Consider the following 19,074-nt stretch of genomic DNA (forward strand, 5'->3'; position numbering starts at 1 on the left):
TTTGAATATTTGTCATATCTTTACACCAATTTTAATTCGTGATCTGAGACAGGCGCCAACGCCAATTGTGACCTGTTTCATTGTAAATTGAAATTGGGGGGAATACTTTGTATTTCCCCTTTTTTATTACTTATCCTGTACACATCTGAAGCCCAGATGTTCCATACCACTGTCCTCCGTACTCTTCATCCTTCGCGCCACGCGGAAACCAGAGCAGTAGCTGTCGTTACAAAGAAAGGATCCTCCACGGATGACACGTTTTTTTGCATATGGTTCTTCGGGGTCATACGACGAGGCAGAGCCTGAAGGATCTTTCACCCCAGCCGGTTTATTTATCGTTTGATAGTATTTGTTATCATAATAATCCGAACACCATTCCCATACATTACCTGCCATATCATATAATCCATATCCGTTTGCCTGGAAAGACTTTACCGGCGCAGCATTATAAAAATGATCTTTTAGGGTGTTTTTGTAAGGAAAATTACCTTCCCAGGTATTGGCCTTTGACTTGCCGGTATTGATGGGTTCATTCCCCCATGGGTAGATATTGTTCTTTAATCCACCCCTGGCTGCCCATTCCCACTCCGCTTCTGTAGGTAACCTTTTCCCGGCCCATTTGCAATATGCTTTCGCATCAAACCAGGAGATGTGCACCACGGGATAATTGTCTTTGCCTTTGATATTACTTTTCGGCCCCTGCGGATGCTTCCAGTCGGCCCCTTTCTCCCAGGTCCACCACTGACTGTAATCGGTGAGTTCTACTGCTCCCGTCGTAGGTTTAAACACCAGCGAAGCCGGTACCAGCAGACTTGGATCTGGCTCAGGAGTTCCCGGGGGCACTTGTTTTTTAAGTTCATTCCAGTCTGGTTTTTGTTCAGCTGTAGTTTTGTAGCCTGTCGCTTTTACGAAGGCGGCAAATTGTGCATTGGTTACTTCTGTGACGTCAATCCAGAAGCCATCCAGGATTACCTTGTGTTTTGGAAACTCATCAGGTCCGGCCTGTTTATTGTCGCCCCCCATCATGAAATCACCACCTTTCACCCAGACCATATTCTTGTGTGAACCAGCAGGTCCGGCTGTAGCAAGAGGGTCTGCATCCAGGTCTACACTTGCCAGTTTAAAGCGGCTTGGGATATTGGATTCGCAGCAAATTGCTGCTTTTTTATAAGTGGGAGTTTTTTTTTCTGTAGCTACTGTTGCTGGTGTAGTTTTTTGCCTGCAGGCAGTTAGGCTACATATCATCAGGGTTCCGAGCGCGACAAAAGTATAAACGTGTTTCATTGATAACAGGTGAAATTCCAAATCGTAATATTATAAAATAAACTACAGTTTTACTAGGATTAATTCAGTTATCTCAACTTCTGAAAAATCCATCACTGATTTTAGGGATTCCGGGGGAAGTCATACTATGATTCAATCTCGCATATATTCTGAAAATTATTTATTTTAAAATTTGACTTTGTGATTTAAAGTAAAGTACCATTGCTTCGTGTCAATGCGAAGCGAAGCAACCCAGCAAGCCAGCCAATATGACAAGATCATAAAGGAGAATCTGGACGTCACCCTGCCGGTAATCATCAGGGACGTGCTTGCTTTGGACGTATGTGATAGTGAGGAGCTGCCTGATGATATTCAGCATACCAAGGAAAGAAAACCAGATGCGCTGAAGAAAATCACGGATTCTCAGGGGAAATCATATGTACTTCATCTGGAATTTCAACGCAGTGATGATAGCGAAATGGTTTATCGCATGGCAGATTATTATATCATGCTATTGCGGAAATATAAACTTCCTGTGAAACAGTTCGTAATATTTCTATCCGAAAAGAATCCTAAAATGCCAACTAACATCGTAAATGAACACTTAACATTCGATTTCGAACTAATCAGATTAAATGATATCGATTACAAACTGTTTCTCAGGTCAGAAAATCCAGAGATAAAGATGTTAGGAATACTCGCCAATTATAGAAGTGATAGCCGATACAAAGTCGTTAAGACCATTGTAGATGGAATCGATAAATCATTAGCTCAAAATTTAAATAAAAGTAGATATTTTAAACAATTACGTATATTTGCACGATTACGTACAGGTGTTGAACAAGAATTATTAAAGGTTATGGATTCATTAGGTTCATTTTTTAAGGTTGAGAATGATGTTTTTTACAAGTATGCAGAGAAAAAGAAAACAGACATTGTCGTAGCAAACCTCCTATCAGAGCTAAAAATCACTGATGAGCAAGCGGCTCGCATTGCTGATGTTCCGGTTTCGTATATCAGAAATATGCGCAGAGCGCTCAAAAAGAAACAAGCATAAGCGAGGTTTATTGCTCCGGGAACGATTGCGCATTTTGATCAGTTCTTGTATTCTCTTTTGGTTACATTTATTTTGATATCGGATCAATTATGAAAACATCAAAATATGTAAGCTACATCCTGATAGCAGTCATGGCAATCGTAACGATGTCGTTTGTGCTGGCTCCAAGGCACATCACCGTCTATCTGGCAGGAGATTCAACTATGTCTGATAAAGCAGCCAAAGCCTTTCCGGAAACCGGATGGGGCATGCCCTTTCAGCATTTTTTTGACAGTAGTGTCACCGTAAAGAATATTGCAAAAAACGGCCGCAGCACCAAGACCTTCATTGATGAAGGACTCTGGAAATCTATTACCGACAGTCTGAAAAAAGGAGATTATGTCCTGATACAGTTTGGGCACAATGATGAAGTACCTACCAAGAAAAGTTATACTACTGAGGATGAGTTCACAGAAAATCTCAGCCGTTTTATCAAAGACGTAAAGTTTAAGAATGCATATCCAGTATTGATTACCCCTGCAGCCCGCCGCAAGTTTAATGCTGAAGGAAAATTAGAAGGTACCCATGAAGTGTATGCTGCACTTGTGCGTAAAGTTGCCGCAGCACAGCGTGTCCCCCTGATCGATCTCGACAGAGAAAGCCAGGCACTCCTGCAGCAAGCCGGAGCAGAAGGATCGAAAAAGTTCTTCAACCATTTACGACCAGGGGAAAGCCCGAATTATCCTGAAGGGAAGATTGACGATACCCATTTCAGCGAGCTCGGGGCAAAAAAGATGGCCGAGATTGTGTTATCAGATATCCGCGCGCTTGAGCTCGATCTGGCAAAAAGAATAAAGCCCTAGACCACTAACGGAACCTGATTTTCAAAGTGATAATTTTTTCCAGCTCTTCAGGATCGCCTATCCATTTCGCACCATTGCGAATCAGCGATAAAGCCTTCCGGTCTGCTGCTTCATTCAGGCTTTTAACCACCATCACATGATCAGGAGCGCCATTTGCACCGATCATAAAAGCCAGGGTCACTGTCCCCCTGCTACAATCAGGTACTGAAGCATTTTCCTTTAGATATTGATGGTAGGCATCCCAACCTATGGCAGGATGTGCTTTGCCCAATATCACAGGTTTTACAACTGGTTGCGAAGCACGGTTTTTGGCAACTCCGCTTGCAACAACCACTACTTCTGACAGTCCCCCTTTATATGCGTTCATGGAGTCTATTGTTGCATCTACATTGACGCCGGCGATTTTTCCTTCAAGCGCATGGGGGAAGCTATCCGGTTTAACTATTGCACTTGCAGAAGGAGGACGCATTGCTTTCTTCTGTGCCCCGTAACCAACCACAGCAACCTCATTTAAATCGGCATCACCCAGTCGATCAAGCTTCGCCAGATCCCCTTTCAAGGCTGAATCTGGTATACCTTTAATGAGAGATTCCTGAGCAGAAGAGTTCATTCCTTCAACAATTTTCTGAGGACGAGCGCCCTTTGCCCCTGCTGCATCAACATTGATCTTCACAGAGAGCGCTTCAGGCTGAGGCATGCGGTCAAGGATGGTATGATCCCTGGAAACAGAATCCTGTTTATTGACTTCTTTCTCAGCGGGCCTTTGCTTGATTTTACTCAGCTGCTCAGTCTCCTGCTGCTGCAAGGTCTCCTGTTGCTGCAACTTCTCCTGCTGCTGAGTCACCCGCTGCTCCAATGTCTCCTGCTGAGGAGCCCTGAAAAACCACAGTCCAGCAATGGTACTGACCAGCACCAGCGATGCCGCAACAGCCCAGCCCCTCCAGTTAGTAATCCGGACAGTCTTAGGATCGTCCTTCTGTACCCTTCTTCTGATCAGCTCATCAATATCCTGGAGATTACGCTCATCCCTTTCCCGGTCACCCTCTTCCATGCCCTGCATCATATCCATCAGCAGAGGATCGTCCTGTGCCTGCCTTTCCAGTTGGTACATGGCTGCCGCATCAAGCTCCCCATTGAGATACTTCCTGATTAATGATATGTCGGGTTTATTATTCTTCACGATTTTTGTCCATACAAATTTTCAAATTCCTCTTCCCGTTCTGGATATAACTTTTGATATCATTTAAGCTATAACCCGTGAAATCCACAATTTCCTTATAACACTTCTCCTTTAGAAAAAACAGGCTTACACTCTCCTTTTGGCGTGCAGGTAGCTTCTCCAGACATCTTTCCAGCGCAGTAAGTTTTTTCTCTTTTACTTCGTGATCATCCTGATGCAGGTTAAGGGGAAATTCCACAAAATCCTCAAAAGGAACATACTGCATTTTTTTTCCTGAGCGCAGCTGCATCAAACAATAATTACGGCTCAGCACATACAACCACTTGCCAAACTGCCTGATCTCCTGTTTCTTCACCTTTACAATCAGTTCCTCAAAGATCTGCATCACGGCATCCTTACTCAGTTCACTATCCTGTAAATAGCGGTTACAAACATAATATACCATTGAAGCATGCCCCTGAAAAAGTTCAGCCAGCAGTTTGAGATCGTCCGTTTGAAGATAACGCTTCAGCAGCACCTCATCGCTTACAGGATCTGATTTTTTGGAGTTGCTGAACCAATTCATTAATAGCAAGGTAAAAATATTTTCATAAATAGTTTATGGAATTATTTATCATGATGCATCCCCAGGCAAAATTCAACAACATGAAAAGAAATATTTATTTGATCATGCTATTTCTTAGCCTGGCAGGATTTAGAAACAGCAGCAACCGCAACATCACCGGAACTGTCTACAGCAAGGAAGACAACCGGCCATTGTCCCATGTTAATATTTTCGCAGAAGGCAGCACTGTGCAGACCAGCACAGATCAGAATGGCCGTTATAGTATTTCTGTTGCTGAAGGAGTTAAATCCCTTAGATTTTCTGTCATCGGCTATCAGCAGCAAGTGATAAAACTCGGAAAGACAAAAAAAATAGATGTCTGGCTAAAGCAATCCGATCAGTCTTTGACAGAGCTTGTCGTTACGGGCTACGGCAGCCCGTTAAAGAGAAATTATCAGCAGCCAGGACCTCAGCGCGAACAGCTCAGTGTTAATCAGATACTGGCAGGTAAGGTTCCCGGTGTAATCAAAAGCGACCGGTCACGCGGAACGCAGCTGAGAGAAGAAGTACTCATCTTCCCACCTTATCCAGGAAATACAGAATCTTATAAAGGCTTTGTAGAAAACGCATTTTTAAATCCCGGCAGCACTCCCCTCTCTACTTTTGCGATCGACGTAGATGCTGCATCTTACAGTAACGCCCGCCGGATGATCAACAGAGGGACTTTACCCACAAAGGATGCCATAAGAATTGAAGAAATGATCAATTATTTCCACTACGATATGCCGGCACCACCAAATGAAGATCCCGTGGCCATCCATACAGAGCTGTCTGCAGCGCCGTGGAACACGCAGCACCGCCTATTAAGGATTGGCCTGAAAGCCAAGTCGGTAAAAACTGAAAAGCTTCCTCCATCAAATTTTGTTTTCCTGATCGATGTTTCAGGCTCAATGGAGGGCAGCAACAGGTTGCCATTGGTAAAATCATCGATGAAGTTGCTGATCGACCAGCTGCGCGATCAGGATCATGTGGCCATCGTGACCTATGCCGGGGCAGCCGGACTGCAGTTGCCAAGTACATCTGCCGCACAAAAAATGAAGATCAGGGACGTCATCGATAACCTGGGCGCAGGAGGATCTACTGCCGGTGCTGCAGGTATCAGACTCGCCTACCAGGTTGCCCGCCAGAATTTTATCAAAGGTGGCAACAACCGGATTATCCTCGCTAGTGATGGCGATTTTAACGTAGGTGCTACGAGCGACCAGGATATGGAATCCCTGATTGTTAATGAAAGAAAAAGTGGCGTATCACTATCTGTCCTGGGGTTTGGAATGGGGAACTACAAAGACAGTAAGATGGAAACCCTGGCAGATAAGGGCCACGGGAATTACGCGTATATTGATAACATTGCTGAGGCAAGAAAAGCGATGGTCACCGAATTTGGAGCTACGCTCTTCACCGTTGCCAAAGACGTGAAAATCCAGGTAGAGTTTAACCCGGGCAAGGTTCAGGCATACCGCCTGATTGGTTATGAAAACAGGCTGATGGAAAAAGAAGATTTTAACGACGACCAGAAGATCGGGGGCGATATGGGCGTAGGACATACCGTTACAGCGCTGTATGAGATCATCCCTGCAGGAGTCAAAGATAGTTATACTACGAGTGTCGACCCACTAAAATACCAGAGCGTAAAGGAAACCAAAGTCAAATCTGGCTCACAGGAAATGGCGACAGTAAAGTTCAGGTTTAAAACCCCGGAAGGCAGTAAAAGCAAAATGACCCAGGTAGCGGTTGTCGACAAAAATACAGCCTTGTCAAAAACAAGTGCCGACTTCAGGTTTGCCACTTCCGTTGCAGAACTGGGGATGCTGCTGCGCGACTCAGAGTATAAACAAAATGCCAGTTTCGACAACCTGATCAATCGCGCAAAAGCAGCCAAAGGGGCTGATGAAGAAGGCTACCGCGCAGAGTTTATCAACCTGGCACAGAGTGCAAAATTGTTATCAAATAATAGTGCTTCAGCAGGTGATACAAAGTAAAAGCAGAACTGATCAGTTATACTTTGACTATTACATTTTTTTTATACATCCACCAGATCGGGATAAATATCAGAAGTACAACTGTAAACGCGGAAATCAATGAGGCATTGTTTGGTGAAAGATGCGCTTCAAATACATGAAGGTGAAAAGACCAGATATTGGTCTTTTCACCTTCATGGGTATAAGGAATAAAAGAAATCAACCTCGGCAAAATGCCCGACAACACAAACGCTGTAATCGCATTCCGTCCAAAAGCCACAAAAGGCCATATCAGCAGCTGATATCTTTTGATATCTATCAGCCAATACGAGAGCGACAGGATGATGATCGCTAATCCAGCGGTAAATAACACAAATGAGCTCGTCCACAGTGATTTGTTTATCGGGAAAAACAGATTCCAGATCAGGGCCAGAACCACCAGCAACACGCCAGTTCCCGCAATCCTTCCCAGATCCTTCAGCGCTTTCAGTTTCCCCTGTTTGAGCCAGGTACCGGTGAGGATACCAAGGAGGCTGGTACCTATCGCAGGTAAAGTACCCAGCAGTCCTTCAGGATCCCAGGTTTTGGACGACTTCCACAGGTGGTTCTCAGTAAACACCAGCCTGTCCAGCCAGGCACCGAGATTTGTTTCAGGCTCCAGATTGGGAGCTCCGTATCCCGGCACGGGAACAAAATTCATCAGGATATAATAACCCAGCAAAAGCGCAGCAGCAATGTACAGCTGCGTTTTGGTGGTCGTTTTGATATAGATAAAACTACTGATTCCAAAGACTACGCCTATTCTGAAGAGTACGCCGGGAATGCGCAAATGCGCGAAGTCAAAATTCCAGACGAGCGACAAACACATGCCCAGAAAGATGATCGTGAGCGACCGCCGCAGGATGGAAACCAGCATTGCAGCATGCAGTTCAGGGTTCGCCTTCCTGCTTTCCATGGCATATACAATAGACACCCCTACGATAAACAGAAAAAATGGGAACACCAGATCTGTCGGCGTGCATCCATGCCATGCAGAATGTTCCAGAGGGGCGTAAATATGCGACCAGCTGCCCGGGTTGTTCACCAGGATCATAGCCGCTACGGTAAAACCGCGAAAGAAATCGAGCGACAATAATCGCGGTGCTTTTGTCAGGATAGGTTTGCCCTCAGGGACTGCTGGTATTTCTGCCATATAGATTGAAACGTCAATTTTTTCAGCCCTTAATGTAAGCAAACCTATCCTTTTAAAAAAGCCTTGTCTCAGGAAAAACCTATTACGGCAGCTCGCTCGCCAGGGCAAGATCCTTCTGCTGATCCAGGCTTTCCAGACGGGCTACGAGTGATGCACGCACATCCCGGTAGGCATCTCCACCCAGAGCCAGACGTAAGGGTGCAGGAGAGACTTCAAGCGAGTCGATCACTGCCTGCACGGTTTTATCTACATCTCCCCTGATCGGGAAGCTGTTGGAGGCAATCGCCCTGCGCACATCACCGGCAGGAGTGGCATCATAAGCTTCCATGACCGGAGCTGTAGTCATTGCTGAACCAAAGGAAGTCTGGTGGGCTCCGGGTTCTACGATGGTTACTCCGATATTCAAGGGCGCCACTTCCTTGGCAAACGTATCGCAGAAACCTTCCACAGCCCATTTCGTAAGGTGGTAATAGCTAAAGTTCGGGTATGTTGTTTGTCCCCCGGCTGAGGAGAACTGCAGGATACGGCCACTTCCCTGTGCCCGCAGATATGGCAGTGCAGCCCTGATCACCATTACGGAGCCCAGGATATTTGTATCTATCTGTTGCCTGATCTGTTCATCGGCAGCTTCTTCCGCTGCACAAAAAAGCGCATAGCCGGCATTATTGGCGATCACGTCAATCGTTCCCAGTTCATCAAAGGCACGTTTCACTACGGTGTTGATCTCCGCTGTATCCGTAACATCCAGTTTCGCTATCCACAGCTTGTCGCCATATTTATCCTTCAGGTCGTTGATCGCCTCAGGTTTGCGTAAGGTTGCCGCCACACGGTGACCCTGTTCCAATAATTTTTCTGTTAATACTCTTCCTAATCCGGTGGAGGTACCGGTAATAAACCATGTTTTCATATTGTCTGATTAATTAATAACAAGACAAAACTACCTTACACAGCATAACAAGGGTTAGCCATATTCAAACCAATGCCGACCAAAATCAAACCATCTGCAGAATTTAGCGCAATGAGCTTGGCGTCTTCCCGGTGTGCGACTTAAATGCCCTGGTGAAGTGTGTGGCTTCTTCAAATCCGAGGCTGTTGCTGATCTGGCTGACCGACCAGTTGGAGTGCAGCAATAAAGCACTGGCTTCCTGCATCATGCGTTCATTGATCAGCTGACTGGTGGTACGGCCCGTAACCTCTTTGAGCGCCCGGTTCAGAGAATTTGGATGCACCGCCAGTCGGTCGGCAAAATCCTGCGCAGTACGCAGACTAAGCTGCTGATGCGGGTAAAGTATAGGGTACTGACCAGAGAGCAGATTCTTAAAGCCATCCGTCAGTCGGGTGGCTGCTGTTTGTTTTCGCGTTTCCGCTTCGGGCTCCAGCTTGAGCGCAGCATGGATACATTCCAGCACATAGATAAAAAGCAGGTCATACTTATGCGTATAACCAGCCGCCTGTTCAGCGATCATTTTCAGAAACAGAGACTCAAAGAGATCTTTGTCCCCATCCTTCAGATGGAATACCGACTGAGCCTCCCCGTTAAACACTGGCCAGTCGGCCGGACGCAGATGTGTATGCAGCGGCAGGAAATCCTCCGTAAACATACAGCTAAAGCCGTTGCAGATCCCATCGTGAACTTCCCAGCGGTAAGGGTCGTACCGGTTGGTAAATACCAGTCCCCATTCGTTCCCGTTAAACCTGTACTCCTCATCGCGGAGAAAATAAGAAGCATTCCCTGTGATGAGAGATATTTTGTAGAAATCCTTACGGCTGTAGATTGCCGTGGCGGCAATGCTCTTCGCAGAAAAATCTTCCAGGCGCACCGCAGCGAAATAGCCGCCGGAATGATCTTTTCCGGCGGCTATTTCAGGTGCATAAGTCTCAATAGAATGCTGTTCTATCATATTTATTTTACCAGGTTCTACCTTTCATATAATCGTCCAGCTTGGCGCGGCTCATCGGTATTTTTCCAGGGTTTTTATCCAGCCATTTCAGGAAATCTTCCTTGATCTTGTCTGTCCACTGGTTATCGATCTCCCCTGTAGAATACTTACCTTCTTTCAGCATCTGGATTCCAAAGGTATCACGAAGACTGATAAATTCTGCAGTAAGAATCACTTTTTCTGCAAGATGTGCCGGAATAAAGATCACCCCTTCACTCTTAGCCAGCACCAGGTCGCCCGGCATCACGATTGCCCTGCCCATTCTGATCGGCGTATTCAATCCCGTCAATACCACATCTTTCAGGTATGAAGGATCCCAGTCGCGAACATAGGCGTTGAAACCTTTGATTTGTCTCAAACCATCCAGATCGCGGCTGGAAGCATTGAATACCACTCCGGTACCCGTTTTCGAGTAAATAGAGTTCCCCAGATTATCCCCGATCAGCGTACCTTCAGCAATCTTGCCAAAACCATCAGCAACATACACGTCACCTTTGGTCAGCAGGTCGATAGCCCAGGCATTGGTATTTCCTTTTCTGCCCTGCTTTGCACCGCGGTCCTTGATGTTTTTCTCCAGGTCAGGGCGTGTCGGCATGTAGGCAGCTGTCAATGCGCGACCAACAAAAGGCTGGTTATCATGCACCATTTTAAATCCGCCATCGAACTGGCATTTGTATCCTTCGTTGTTCAGGATCGTCCATGCTTCCTCGATACCTACATTTTTTGCGCGTTCCAGCAATTCATCCGGTATACGCGGTCTGCCATCAGGAAAACGTTCACCCTTCCAGTCGGAAGTCAGGTAAATCAGTTCCTCTTTGGGTATAGTTTGTGCATCTGCAGTGCAGGCTAAAAAAGTAATGCCTAAAGCGATAAGGCTGGTTTTAATGTTTAAGTTCATATTTTAAAATTAGTGATCTCCTTTACCTAATGCAATCGGAGTCGTATTTCCGTTCAAATCATATACTACTTTACCATCCCTGATGGTCACTTCACATTCAAATTTCTGTGTTCCCGATTCTTTGTGTCCGGTGTAGTCAAAGAAACCAAATTTACCTTTGCGGATATCAAAAACCGTCACATCTGCCGGAGAGCCTACAGAAAGATTTCCAAGTTCTTCCATCTTAATCGCCTGTGCAGGTGCCCATGTCGAAGCTTTGATCACATCCTTCAGCGGCATTCCCATATTCAGGAATTTAGACATCACACTCATCATATCCTTCATCGCATTGTTCATACTGCCGGTGTGGATATCCGTGCTCAGCGTGTTCGGGAAAAAACCTTCCTTCATCGCTGGTATCGCCTGTGAATAAGCAAAGCTGATTCCGCCATAACCTACGTCGAAGATAATCCCTTTCTCACGTGCTTTATAAAAATATGGCTTTACTTTTCCTGTAGCCTTATCAATCATTTCCTCCCTTGAAGGCGCCAGAGCACCAAAGCAATGCGTAAAGATATCACCCTTGCGCAGGTGCGTTATGAAAAGTTCCTCCAGCGAAAGCGCAGGCGTAGCACCCCCAAAATCGATCATCACCGGGATGTCAGCCTTTACACCAGCCGCAACAGCATGGTCTACGGGAGTCCATTCATGGCCTTCGTAATGCGCCACTTTAATCCCCACGATCACCTTTTTATTGTCGTTAGCCACCATCGCCAGCATTTTTGAATTCATATCAGTAGTATCCTGCTCATATGCTCCACCACGCATCCCTTCGCCAATGATGTTCAGCATCGCCAGCACCCTTGTTTTGGACTGATCGATTACGTTTTTCTTAAACTTAGGGAAGCTTTTCCAGCCTGAGCTGCCGGCATCAACCACCGTAGTGACACCCACGCGGAAAGTAAATCCGTCAGGGTTTAAGGCACTGAAGCCATCGCTGAGGTAATGGTCCGGCGTAGTACCCTGGAAATTGTGCGAGTGCATATCGATCAGTCCCGGCGAGACATAGAGCCCTTTCGCATCCACCACCTGTGCTGCATCTGAGGTACTGATATTTGCGGCCACCTTTGCCACTTTACCATTCAGGATAGCAACATCCATGATCTTGTCGACGTTGTTTTTCGGGTCAATCACATGACCACCTTTGATCACGATACTGTAATGCTGTGCCTGTACGGTAAAACTGAACATGCAGGCTGCAGCAGTGCAAAAAAGGAAGAACTTCTTCATTGTGTGTGTATATATTGTTATTGGTTTAGATTCATATTATTTGTCCCACCACATCCGCGTCAGGAAATCATCGGCCCCCTGCCTTGCCACTGCGGCCTTGTAATTTTCTGCATTCAGATTCTGTTCTGTCATCGGGTATTCCATTCTGCGGAAGATCTTGCCCCCCGTTGCGTTTCCTACATAATTATTGGGTACCAGTGCCGGAAATCCCGTGCGCCTGTAGGTAGCAAAAACCTCCTGCGAGTTGGGATATACCCCTACCCAAAACTCATTGTAAATCTGTTCCAGTTGTGCCGCTACGGTACCTGAAACCGGCAGTTTATGATACCTGATATACGTACTGATCTGGTTTGGCGTGATGATACCTGCCGGACCAAACAATGTCCATTGCTGCATGGCCGCGGTTATCCCATTCTCATACAGTGCAGCCGCAGAGTTTCCTGTATACCAACCCCTCAAGGCCGCTTCTGCAAGCAGGAAATTCGTTTCTGCGTTGGTCAGCAACAAATACGGACTGTTGAGCTGCAGTATCGTACGCTGATTCGGTTCAGAATAAGTCACAAAATCCGAAGGTTTGGAGCCCAGCATTGCCGACATCCCCTTTTGAATCGCGGCTGACGTATCCGGGCGCCCATTGATGTATACTACAGATAACACCGCCAGTCGCGGGTCCTTGTTCGCTTTCAGCGAGTTGATAAAAACATCCTGGAATTTACCACCTTCTGTATTGCTGTTGCCATTGGCCTGGATATAGTCTGAGTTGAGCATATTGAGCGCCAACGGGTTCTTATTGATATCCTGACCTGTAACCACATAACCGTTTACCTTTGCGATATCTGCATTGTCGAGAATCAGCCCACCTGCAATCGCCTTTTTGGCCCATAATTCGGCAGCTGCCGGATCTACTTTTGTCATCCTCATCGCCTGACGCAGCATCAGGGAATACGCAAATTTCTTCCACTGTGTAGTGTTCCCACCGTAAATCAGATCGGCCTGGCCGAAGGTAGCCCGCGCAGCATCAAAGGCCAGTGCAGCTTCTTCGAGTTCTTTAAAAAGATCAGCGTAAATACTTTGCTGCGTATCATACACCGGTTTATAGATCGCATCAGTATAGCCCTTGCCTGCCTGTGTATAGGGAATATCACCATATAAATCCGTGAGCCTGCTAAAGATATAAGCTTTCCATATCCGCGAAGCCGACAACAGATTTACCTGTGCGGGATCGTCCTTAATCGTATTGATGACAGAAATAATCTCATTGATTTCCTTGGGATAGGCGTTGGTAAAAGCCAGGTAACTGGAGCTGCGCTGACTCAGCACATACTTGGCGCCAAAGCCGGCAACATCGTTATAACTCGTGGTATACTGCATCGTGCCCTGCAGGAGAACCATTGCATTGGCAGCTCCGTCCAGCTCCGCTTTGGTAAAGGTAAAAGCAGGGTTAACCACCGGAGAAGCATTCGGATTGGTATTCATCTCTTCAAAACCTTTGTCGCATCCCGAGAGCGCAAAGCAGAGAAGGAAAACAAGAATGATAGGAGAAAACTGTCTTTTCATATCTTTATCCGTTAGAATTTAACCATGAGATTAAGCCCGATTGTCCTTGTTCTGGGCAGGCCTATCGATTCAAACCCCTGACTGGAAGAGTTGGTGAAACTCTGTTCAGGGTCAAAATTATCCGTCTGTTTATAGATCGTTAACAGGTTGCGTGCTACCAGTGAGATGGCAGCCGATTGTACCGCAGCGATCTTCTTCACCGGCAAAGCATAAGACAGAATGATCTGTCTGAGTTTTACAAACCCCGCATTGTAAACAAAAAGGTCTGTATAGGATTTGTAGTTGTCGTAGTAAGATTGTAGTCCGCTCACCGGTATAAACCTCGTATAGGGAGCTCCGCTTTGAGTTACACCCGTCACTGTTAGTCCGCCGTCCCTGCCAGGCAGCGTCATTTTATTGAGCCCCAGTCGAGTGGCATACACATCCATGAGCGAGAAGATCTTATTGCCAAACTTGCCGTCTACCAAAATACTGAGGGTAAAATCCTTGAAGCGAAAATCATTGGAAATACCCATCGTCCATGGTGCTACCCCTTTCCCCAATACCTCAAGTCCCGTAGTTACGGGCAAACCCGTAGTCGCATTAAAAACGGTATTGCCACTGGCATCTTTCTGCATTCTTGTACCTACGATAGAACCATAGGATTGCCCTACAATGTTATTGATAAAAGCATAGGAATTTACTGAAGAAGCCATCTGGATCTGGTTCAGTCCTTCACTCAGCTTTTGTACGGTATTCTTGTTGTAGGATACATTGTAACTCACATTCCAGGAGAAATTCTTCGTCTTTGCAGGAGTACCCGTAAATAAAGCTTCTACACCCCTGTTATCCAGTTCCCCTACGTTGAGGATCACATTGTTGAAACCTGTAGTACCACTGATCGCCGTATAAACGATATCGTTTGTCGTTTTCCGGTTGTAAAACGTCAGGTCCACCCCCAGCCTGTTGTTCAGTAATTTAGCCTCAATTCCTGCCTCTGTAGTGGTAGAAGTATAGGGCTGCAGGTTGCGGTTACTGATGGTCGTGCTCGTTACATTTTGTATCGGTTGTCCGGAGGAAGGCTGACTCGTATAACCGAGATTAATCTGGTAAGGATCCGGAGCACCTCCTCCAACCTGTGCCCATGAAGCCCGTATTTTTGCAAAGCTGATCACCTTAGGCAAGGCAAAAGCATCAGAAAGCACAAAACTACCCCCTATAGAGGGATAGAACAGGTGGTTATTCTCGGGACTAAGTGTAGAAAACCAGTCCTGCCGCCCCGTTAACGTCAGGAACAGATAACTCCTGAACCCCAGATCTGCCGAGGCGAACAAAGAGTTAATCGCCGTGCGGTTATTGGTCGGCACCGAAGCGATGGTCGACAAGTTAGTCGTGCTGTAAAAATAAGGTATCGTAAAGTTCCTTCCCGTCGTGCTGAGCAGGTTATACACCGATCTCTGCTGGTTCCCTCCCGCCAGTGCATTCAGCGTAAAGTCGTCCGTGATCTTGCCACTATAGTTCAGCGTAAGCAAGCCATTCGTTTCTGCATTATCCGCTTTTAAAGCGGCATACTGGCCATTCGGAGTATATAAAGTTCCGCTGGGCAGGATATACTCGTAGTCGTAATTGTAAAAGTCCCGGCTTACCGTAGCCTTTGCTGTAAGATTTTTTACCAGCTGAAAGGTCAGACCTGCCTGTCCGATAAACCTGTTTTTTGTATCCTTCTGTCTGAATTTGTTGACTACAAAATAGCCATTAGTGGCGATGGATGCATCATTCCATGGTATTTCATTGCCAAGGCCGTTAAAACCAGGTTTCAGCCAATCCACATCCGTTGTATTTGCCACCAGCAAGGGTGTCCAATTGGGATTTCCCAAAGCATCCCCTGCCGTAGGGCGGTTGCGCGCATTCTCTACATTATACTGCGCCAGCGCTTCAAAGCTCACCTTGGAGCCTACCTTGCCGTTTAAACTCAGATTGGCGGTTTTTCTGTTGTAGGTACTGTTGGGTAAAATACTATTACTGCTGAGGTCACTTCCCGAGAACCTGTAAGTGAGGTTGTCGTTGCCCCCGGTAAAAGCCAGCGTATTGGTAAATGAAGTACCTGTCTTGTAGAAATCCTTTACGTTATCCTTTACGGCAGCGTAAGTATGTGATAATCCATCCGCAGCGATGAAGGAGGAACCATCAATCCTGGCACCAAAGGAACGGCGTCCGCTTGCCAGTGCCTGACTCTGCGTAACCGGCTTTGTGCCATCGGTACCCTGACCGTATTCGTATTGCCAGTCGGGCGACACAATGACCCTGTCAACATTAAATGTACTGTTAAAATCTATCCCTACCCCCTTTTGTGCACGGCCTTTCTTTGTAGTAATCAGGATCACACCATTGGCGGCCCTTGCCCCATAAAGCGCCGCAGCCGTACCACCTTTCAAAACACTGATCGACTCGATATCATCCGGGTTGATCCCGCTGATGCCATCTCCCCTGTCCACGTTTCCCGTTCCGTCAGAGCCCCCATTGGAGGTTGCACTTCCGCCGGGTGTACTGTTGTCCATCGGCATGCCATTGATCACATACAGCGGCTGGTTACTTCCATTGAGAGATCCGTTTCCACGAATGATCACGCGGCTGGAACCTCCCGGACCTGTCGACAAGCCTGTGGCATTTACGCCGGCTACCTTGCCTGTCAGTGCATTTGCCACGTTATTTTCACGGGCCTGAGTAAACTCACTGCCATTGATTTCAGACACGGCATAAGCGAGCGACTTCTTATCTCTTTTGATTCCCAGTGCGGTCACTACTACTTCAGTAAGCTCCTGCGACTGCTCTTTCATGGCTACATCGGCCACGGCTTTACCGGCAATGGCAATTTCCTGCACCAGATAACCCATAAATGTAAAAATGAGTGTGCCACTACCATCGGGCAGCAGCAGCGAATATCTTCCATCTGAAGTTGTGGTGGTGGCAATTGTACTCCCTTTGAGCTTTACGCTGACCCCGGGGAGTGGCAGTCCTTTCTGATCCGTCACCGTACCTTTGATGGGAATTTGCTGCTGATCCGGGGAAATGGATGCTTTTGCAGCGGGCAGTTTATTCCTGGGTCTTACGGCTTCAATGATGATCAGGTTGTCGCCAATTGAAAATTGCAGGTTGAGCGGTTCAAGGATCATCTTGAGCACAACCGACAACTTTTCATCTTTCACATTGATCGTCACGCGGTCCGAGGAGCTTAACACATCGGAGCCATATGCAAAGTCAACCTTCGCTAATTTATTAATTCTTCTTAAGACTTCTGTTACGGGAATTTTGCTCACATTTAGTGAAATTCTTGGGTCAGGGTCCTGAAAACGCACATTTTCTGCCATGGAAAACACATTCAGAAGAAGCAAAAACGCCGTAAATATAATACTAACCAGATTTTTACATGAAAATTGGCCCGACAATATGTTATTTGTCATATATTAGAGGAAATTTGTTAATACTTCTCCGGTGAGTGGAGAAAATGAATTTAAGAGCGAAAGCTTAATTAGTTGGATGTGGTGGGACACATCCAACTTTTTTTTTGTAAGTATTCTTACTGCATAGGCATTCCTGGTAGTTAATCAATAGTTCCGGTTCAATTGAGTGGAGATCTATTTTTCTGTGTTAGTATATAAAAAAGTCCTGTTTCGTTTGTTTATAAGTGGTTTCTGTTAAGTGGGTTACGGCTTTCATGATCTCAATAAACGATTGCTTGTTGAATGTTCCCGTAATCCTTCTGTCTATTTTTTCTTTGTTGAGTACTTTTACGTTGATGCCAAATTTGTTTCCAACTTTGAGCGCGATCTCTTCCAGTGTGGCATTGTCGAAGATCAGTTCTCCTTTGCTCCATGCGATCATATCGCTCACCTCTTTTACCGAATCTACGGCGAAATCATCCTTATCGATGTTCAGGCTCGCACGCTGTTTTGGCAATAAAGTCACCAGTTTCTCAGAGCTTGTATTTTTAACGGCTACCTTTCCGCTGAGCACTGCTACAGACATTCTGGACATTGCCGGGTAAGCCATCACATTAAATGAAGTACCCAATACGCTCGTCACTACTTTACCTGAGTGTACCAGGAATGATTTTGCCTTGTTATGTGCCACTTCAAAATAGGCCTCTCCTGTAAGGTAAACCTCACGTTTGTCGCCATTAAATTTTTCAGGATACAGTAATTCAGAACCTGAGTTCAGGGTTACTTTAGTTCCGTCGTTCAGGTATACCACGAGCATTTTACCTGCTGCGGCTTTACCGGAAACATATGTTTCAGGTTGTGTTGTTGAATTTTTATAGGTGCTGAACAAAAATGCAAGGGCAGATACCGTAATCAGCATGGCTGCAACTTTTAACCATATACCAGTATTGTTATTGCGGATAGGTACGATCTCAGGATCAGCAGCTACTGCCCTGTCGTATATCCTTTGCCAGTCCACATCATGTTCGGTGGTCGACTGCTGCTGGTTCCAGAGCAATTCCATCTCAGCATCAAGTTCCTGCTCAGCGTTCTCACTTTTGGTAAGTTCAAGAAGTTCTGCCACTTCAGCTTTGCTGGCTTCGCCTGCTACGTATTTACTAAAGAGTACAGAAATCCTATTTTTTACTTCCATTTTCTGGCTGATTTAAAAGAAAGACACACCAACAGGAGGATCAGACTAATCAAAACAGAAAAAAAATAAATAAAATTTTAGAGGAGCGGAATTAGCAGGTAAAAAGGAACAAAACTGTCACTGCAGAGCTGATTCCGTTTTTTATTAAAAAGGAACGCACGATACCCATGGCAGTCAGGTGATGGTTTTTAACGGTATTTTTTGAAAGTTTTAGTTGTGAAGCGATTTCGTCATAGCTGAGCTCATCTTCCTTACTCAATTTGAACACCAGTCTGCGCTGTGGAGAAAGACCATCCACGGCCTGATTGATCAATTTGTTATAATCAAAGAGATTAAGCTTAGTTTCTGCACTATCACCGTCATTAGCAGCATTTCTAATGAGTTCCGTAGACATTTTCTCATTATACGCCACCTTGCGGAGATGATTCAGCGAGAGATTTCTTGCTATTTTGAAAACGTAGCCGTCCAGGTTCTTGATTTCATGAAGATTTTCCCTTGCTACCCACAATTTAATGAAAATTTCCTGTGTAATCTCTTCAGCAACGTACTCCGACTTAGTAATAGCAAGTATATAGGCATAAATCCTACACTTGTAGTTATTAAACATTTGGTTGAAGTCGTCTTTCATTGAATTAGTAAAAATTAATCTATAGCCGTCGGTTAAGTGTTTATAAAAATCGATAAAGCAAGCTCAAATTACAAC

General features: G+C 45.7%; 15 protein-coding genes. 3 read left to right on the forward strand and 12 right to left on the reverse strand.

Translation table 11 applies throughout. The features are described 5' to 3' along the window. Positions 1–126 precede the first annotated feature (126 nt). Positions 127–1,284: a formylglycine-generating enzyme family protein gene (locus OQY15_RS03620; protein WP_265787858.1), complete on the reverse strand. Its 1,158-nt coding sequence runs from the start codon at positions 1,282–1,284 to the stop codon at positions 127–129. A 214-nt stretch (positions 1,285–1,498) separates the two neighbouring features. Here OQY15_RS03620 and OQY15_RS03625 point away from each other — a divergent pair, with 214 nt between their 5' ends. Together OQY15_RS03625 and OQY15_RS03630 are read left to right on the forward strand one after the other, a co-directional pair. Next, positions 1,499–2,320 (forward strand): hypothetical protein, encoded by an 822-nt coding sequence (locus tag OQY15_RS03625; protein ID WP_265787860.1) that lies wholly within the window; start codon positions 1,499–1,501, stop codon positions 2,318–2,320. An 89-nt stretch (positions 2,321–2,409) separates the two neighbouring features. Then, positions 2,410–3,162, forward strand: a complete 753-nt coding sequence (locus OQY15_RS03630) for a rhamnogalacturonan acetylesterase (protein WP_265787862.1) — start codon at positions 2,410–2,412, stop codon at positions 3,160–3,162. Between the two features lie 4 nt (positions 3,163–3,166). Here OQY15_RS03630 and OQY15_RS03635 read toward each other — a convergent pair whose 3' ends face one another. Beyond that, on the reverse strand, positions 3,167–4,342 hold the full coding sequence (locus tag OQY15_RS03635; protein ID WP_265787864.1) for a hypothetical protein: 1,176 nt from the start codon (positions 4,340–4,342) through the stop codon (positions 3,167–3,169). Then, positions 4,332–4,907, reverse strand: a complete 576-nt coding sequence (locus tag OQY15_RS03640; protein WP_265787867.1) for a sigma-70 family RNA polymerase sigma factor — start codon at positions 4,905–4,907, stop codon at positions 4,332–4,334. Before OQY15_RS03640 ends, OQY15_RS03635 begins: the two co-directional genes overlap by 11 nt. Positions 4,908–4,987: 80 nt before the next feature. On the opposite strand from OQY15_RS03640, the gene OQY15_RS03645 reads away from it, so the two are divergent. After that, complete coding sequence (locus tag OQY15_RS03645) at positions 4,988–6,925, forward strand: von Willebrand factor type A domain-containing protein (protein ID WP_265787869.1); 1,938 nt, start codon at positions 4,988–4,990, stop codon at positions 6,923–6,925. 16 nt (positions 6,926–6,941) lie between these two features. On the opposite strand, the gene OQY15_RS03650 is transcribed toward OQY15_RS03645, so the two are convergent. The 9 genes from OQY15_RS03650 to OQY15_RS03690 all read right to left on the reverse strand — a co-directional run bounded on the left by OQY15_RS03650 (position 6,942) and on the right by OQY15_RS03690 (position 18,999). Further along, positions 6,942–8,096 (reverse strand): DUF5009 domain-containing protein, encoded by a 1,155-nt coding sequence (locus OQY15_RS03650; RefSeq protein ID WP_265787871.1) that lies wholly within the window; start codon positions 8,094–8,096, stop codon positions 6,942–6,944. Between the two features lie 82 nt (positions 8,097–8,178). Further along, positions 8,179–9,003, reverse strand: coding sequence for an SDR family oxidoreductase (locus OQY15_RS03655; protein ID WP_265787873.1), 825 nt, complete (start codon positions 9,001–9,003; stop codon positions 8,179–8,181). A gap of 103 nt (positions 9,004–9,106) precedes the next feature. Further along, positions 9,107–9,997, reverse strand: coding sequence for an AraC family transcriptional regulator (locus OQY15_RS03660; RefSeq protein ID WP_265787875.1), 891 nt, complete (start codon positions 9,995–9,997; stop codon positions 9,107–9,109). A 7-nt stretch (positions 9,998–10,004) separates the two neighbouring features. Continuing rightward, the gene (locus OQY15_RS03665; RefSeq protein ID WP_265787877.1) at positions 10,005–10,934 is read right to left on the reverse strand and encodes an RraA family protein; all 930 of its coding nucleotides are present in this window, start codon (positions 10,932–10,934) and stop codon (positions 10,005–10,007) included. Positions 10,935–10,943: 9 nt separating this feature from the next. After that, entirely contained in the window at positions 10,944–12,203 is a 1,260-nt protein-coding gene (locus OQY15_RS03670; protein ID WP_265787880.1) for an amidohydrolase/deacetylase family metallohydrolase, read from the reverse strand. A gap of 36 nt (positions 12,204–12,239) precedes the next feature. Next, a complete protein-coding gene (locus OQY15_RS03675; RefSeq protein WP_265787883.1) occupies positions 12,240–13,760 on the reverse strand; it encodes a SusD/RagB family nutrient-binding outer membrane lipoprotein in 1,521 nt (506 codons plus the stop codon). Positions 13,761–13,771: 11 nt separating this feature from the next. Next, positions 13,772–17,107: a SusC/RagA family TonB-linked outer membrane protein gene (locus OQY15_RS03680; protein WP_265787887.1), complete on the reverse strand. Its 3,336-nt coding sequence runs from the start codon at positions 17,105–17,107 to the stop codon at positions 13,772–13,774. A 280-nt stretch (positions 17,108–17,387) separates the two neighbouring features. After that, positions 17,388–18,371 (reverse strand): FecR domain-containing protein, encoded by a 984-nt coding sequence (locus tag OQY15_RS03685; RefSeq protein WP_265787890.1) that lies wholly within the window; start codon positions 18,369–18,371, stop codon positions 17,388–17,390. A gap of 91 nt (positions 18,372–18,462) precedes the next feature. Next, positions 18,463–18,999 (reverse strand): RNA polymerase sigma-70 factor, encoded by a 537-nt coding sequence (locus OQY15_RS03690; protein WP_265787892.1) that lies wholly within the window; start codon positions 18,997–18,999, stop codon positions 18,463–18,465. Positions 19,000–19,074: the final 75 nt, after the last annotated feature.

Origin of the sequence: Pedobacter sp. MC2016-15, assembly GCF_026239695.1 — a bacterium.
GTDB lineage: Bacteria > Bacteroidota > Bacteroidia > Sphingobacteriales > Sphingobacteriaceae > Pedobacter.

What these genes read in the sequence shown, in the direction of transcription:
- OQY15_RS03620 (WP_265787858.1), bottom strand. Translation starts at nt 1,284, where the DNA reads ATGAAACACGTTTATACTTTTGTCGCGCTCGGAACCCTGATGATATGT.
- OQY15_RS03625 (WP_265787860.1), top strand. Translation starts at nt 1,499, where the DNA reads ATGCGAAGCGAAGCAACCCAGCAAGCCAGCCAATATGACAAGATCATA.
- OQY15_RS03630 (WP_265787862.1), top strand. Translation starts at nt 2,410, where the DNA reads ATGAAAACATCAAAATATGTAAGCTACATCCTGATAGCAGTCATGGCA.
- OQY15_RS03640 (WP_265787867.1), bottom strand. Translation starts at nt 4,907, where the DNA reads ATGAATTGGTTCAGCAACTCCAAAAAATCAGATCCTGTAAGCGATGAG.
- OQY15_RS03645 (WP_265787869.1), top strand. Translation starts at nt 4,988, where the DNA reads ATGAAAAGAAATATTTATTTGATCATGCTATTTCTTAGCCTGGCAGGA.
- OQY15_RS03650 (WP_265787871.1), bottom strand. Translation starts at nt 8,096, where the DNA reads ATGGCAGAAATACCAGCAGTCCCTGAGGGCAAACCTATCCTGACAAAA.
- OQY15_RS03655 (WP_265787873.1), bottom strand. Translation starts at nt 9,003, where the DNA reads ATGAAAACATGGTTTATTACCGGTACCTCCACCGGATTAGGAAGAGTA.
- OQY15_RS03660 (WP_265787875.1), bottom strand. Translation starts at nt 9,997, where the DNA reads ATGATAGAACAGCATTCTATTGAGACTTATGCACCTGAAATAGCCGCC.
- OQY15_RS03665 (WP_265787877.1), bottom strand. Translation starts at nt 10,934, where the DNA reads ATGAACTTAAACATTAAAACCAGCCTTATCGCTTTAGGCATTACTTTT.
- OQY15_RS03670 (WP_265787880.1), bottom strand. Translation starts at nt 12,203, where the DNA reads ATGAAGAAGTTCTTCCTTTTTTGCACTGCTGCAGCCTGCATGTTCAGT.
- OQY15_RS03675 (WP_265787883.1), bottom strand. Translation starts at nt 13,760, where the DNA reads ATGAAAAGACAGTTTTCTCCTATCATTCTTGTTTTCCTTCTCTGCTTT.
- OQY15_RS03680 (WP_265787887.1), bottom strand. Translation starts at nt 17,107, where the DNA reads ATGGCAGAAAATGTGCGTTTTCAGGACCCTGACCCAAGAATTTCACTA.
- OQY15_RS03685 (WP_265787890.1), bottom strand. Translation starts at nt 18,371, where the DNA reads ATGGAAGTAAAAAATAGGATTTCTGTACTCTTTAGTAAATACGTAGCA.
- OQY15_RS03690 (WP_265787892.1), bottom strand. Translation starts at nt 18,999, where the DNA reads ATGAAAGACGACTTCAACCAAATGTTTAATAACTACAAGTGTAGGATT.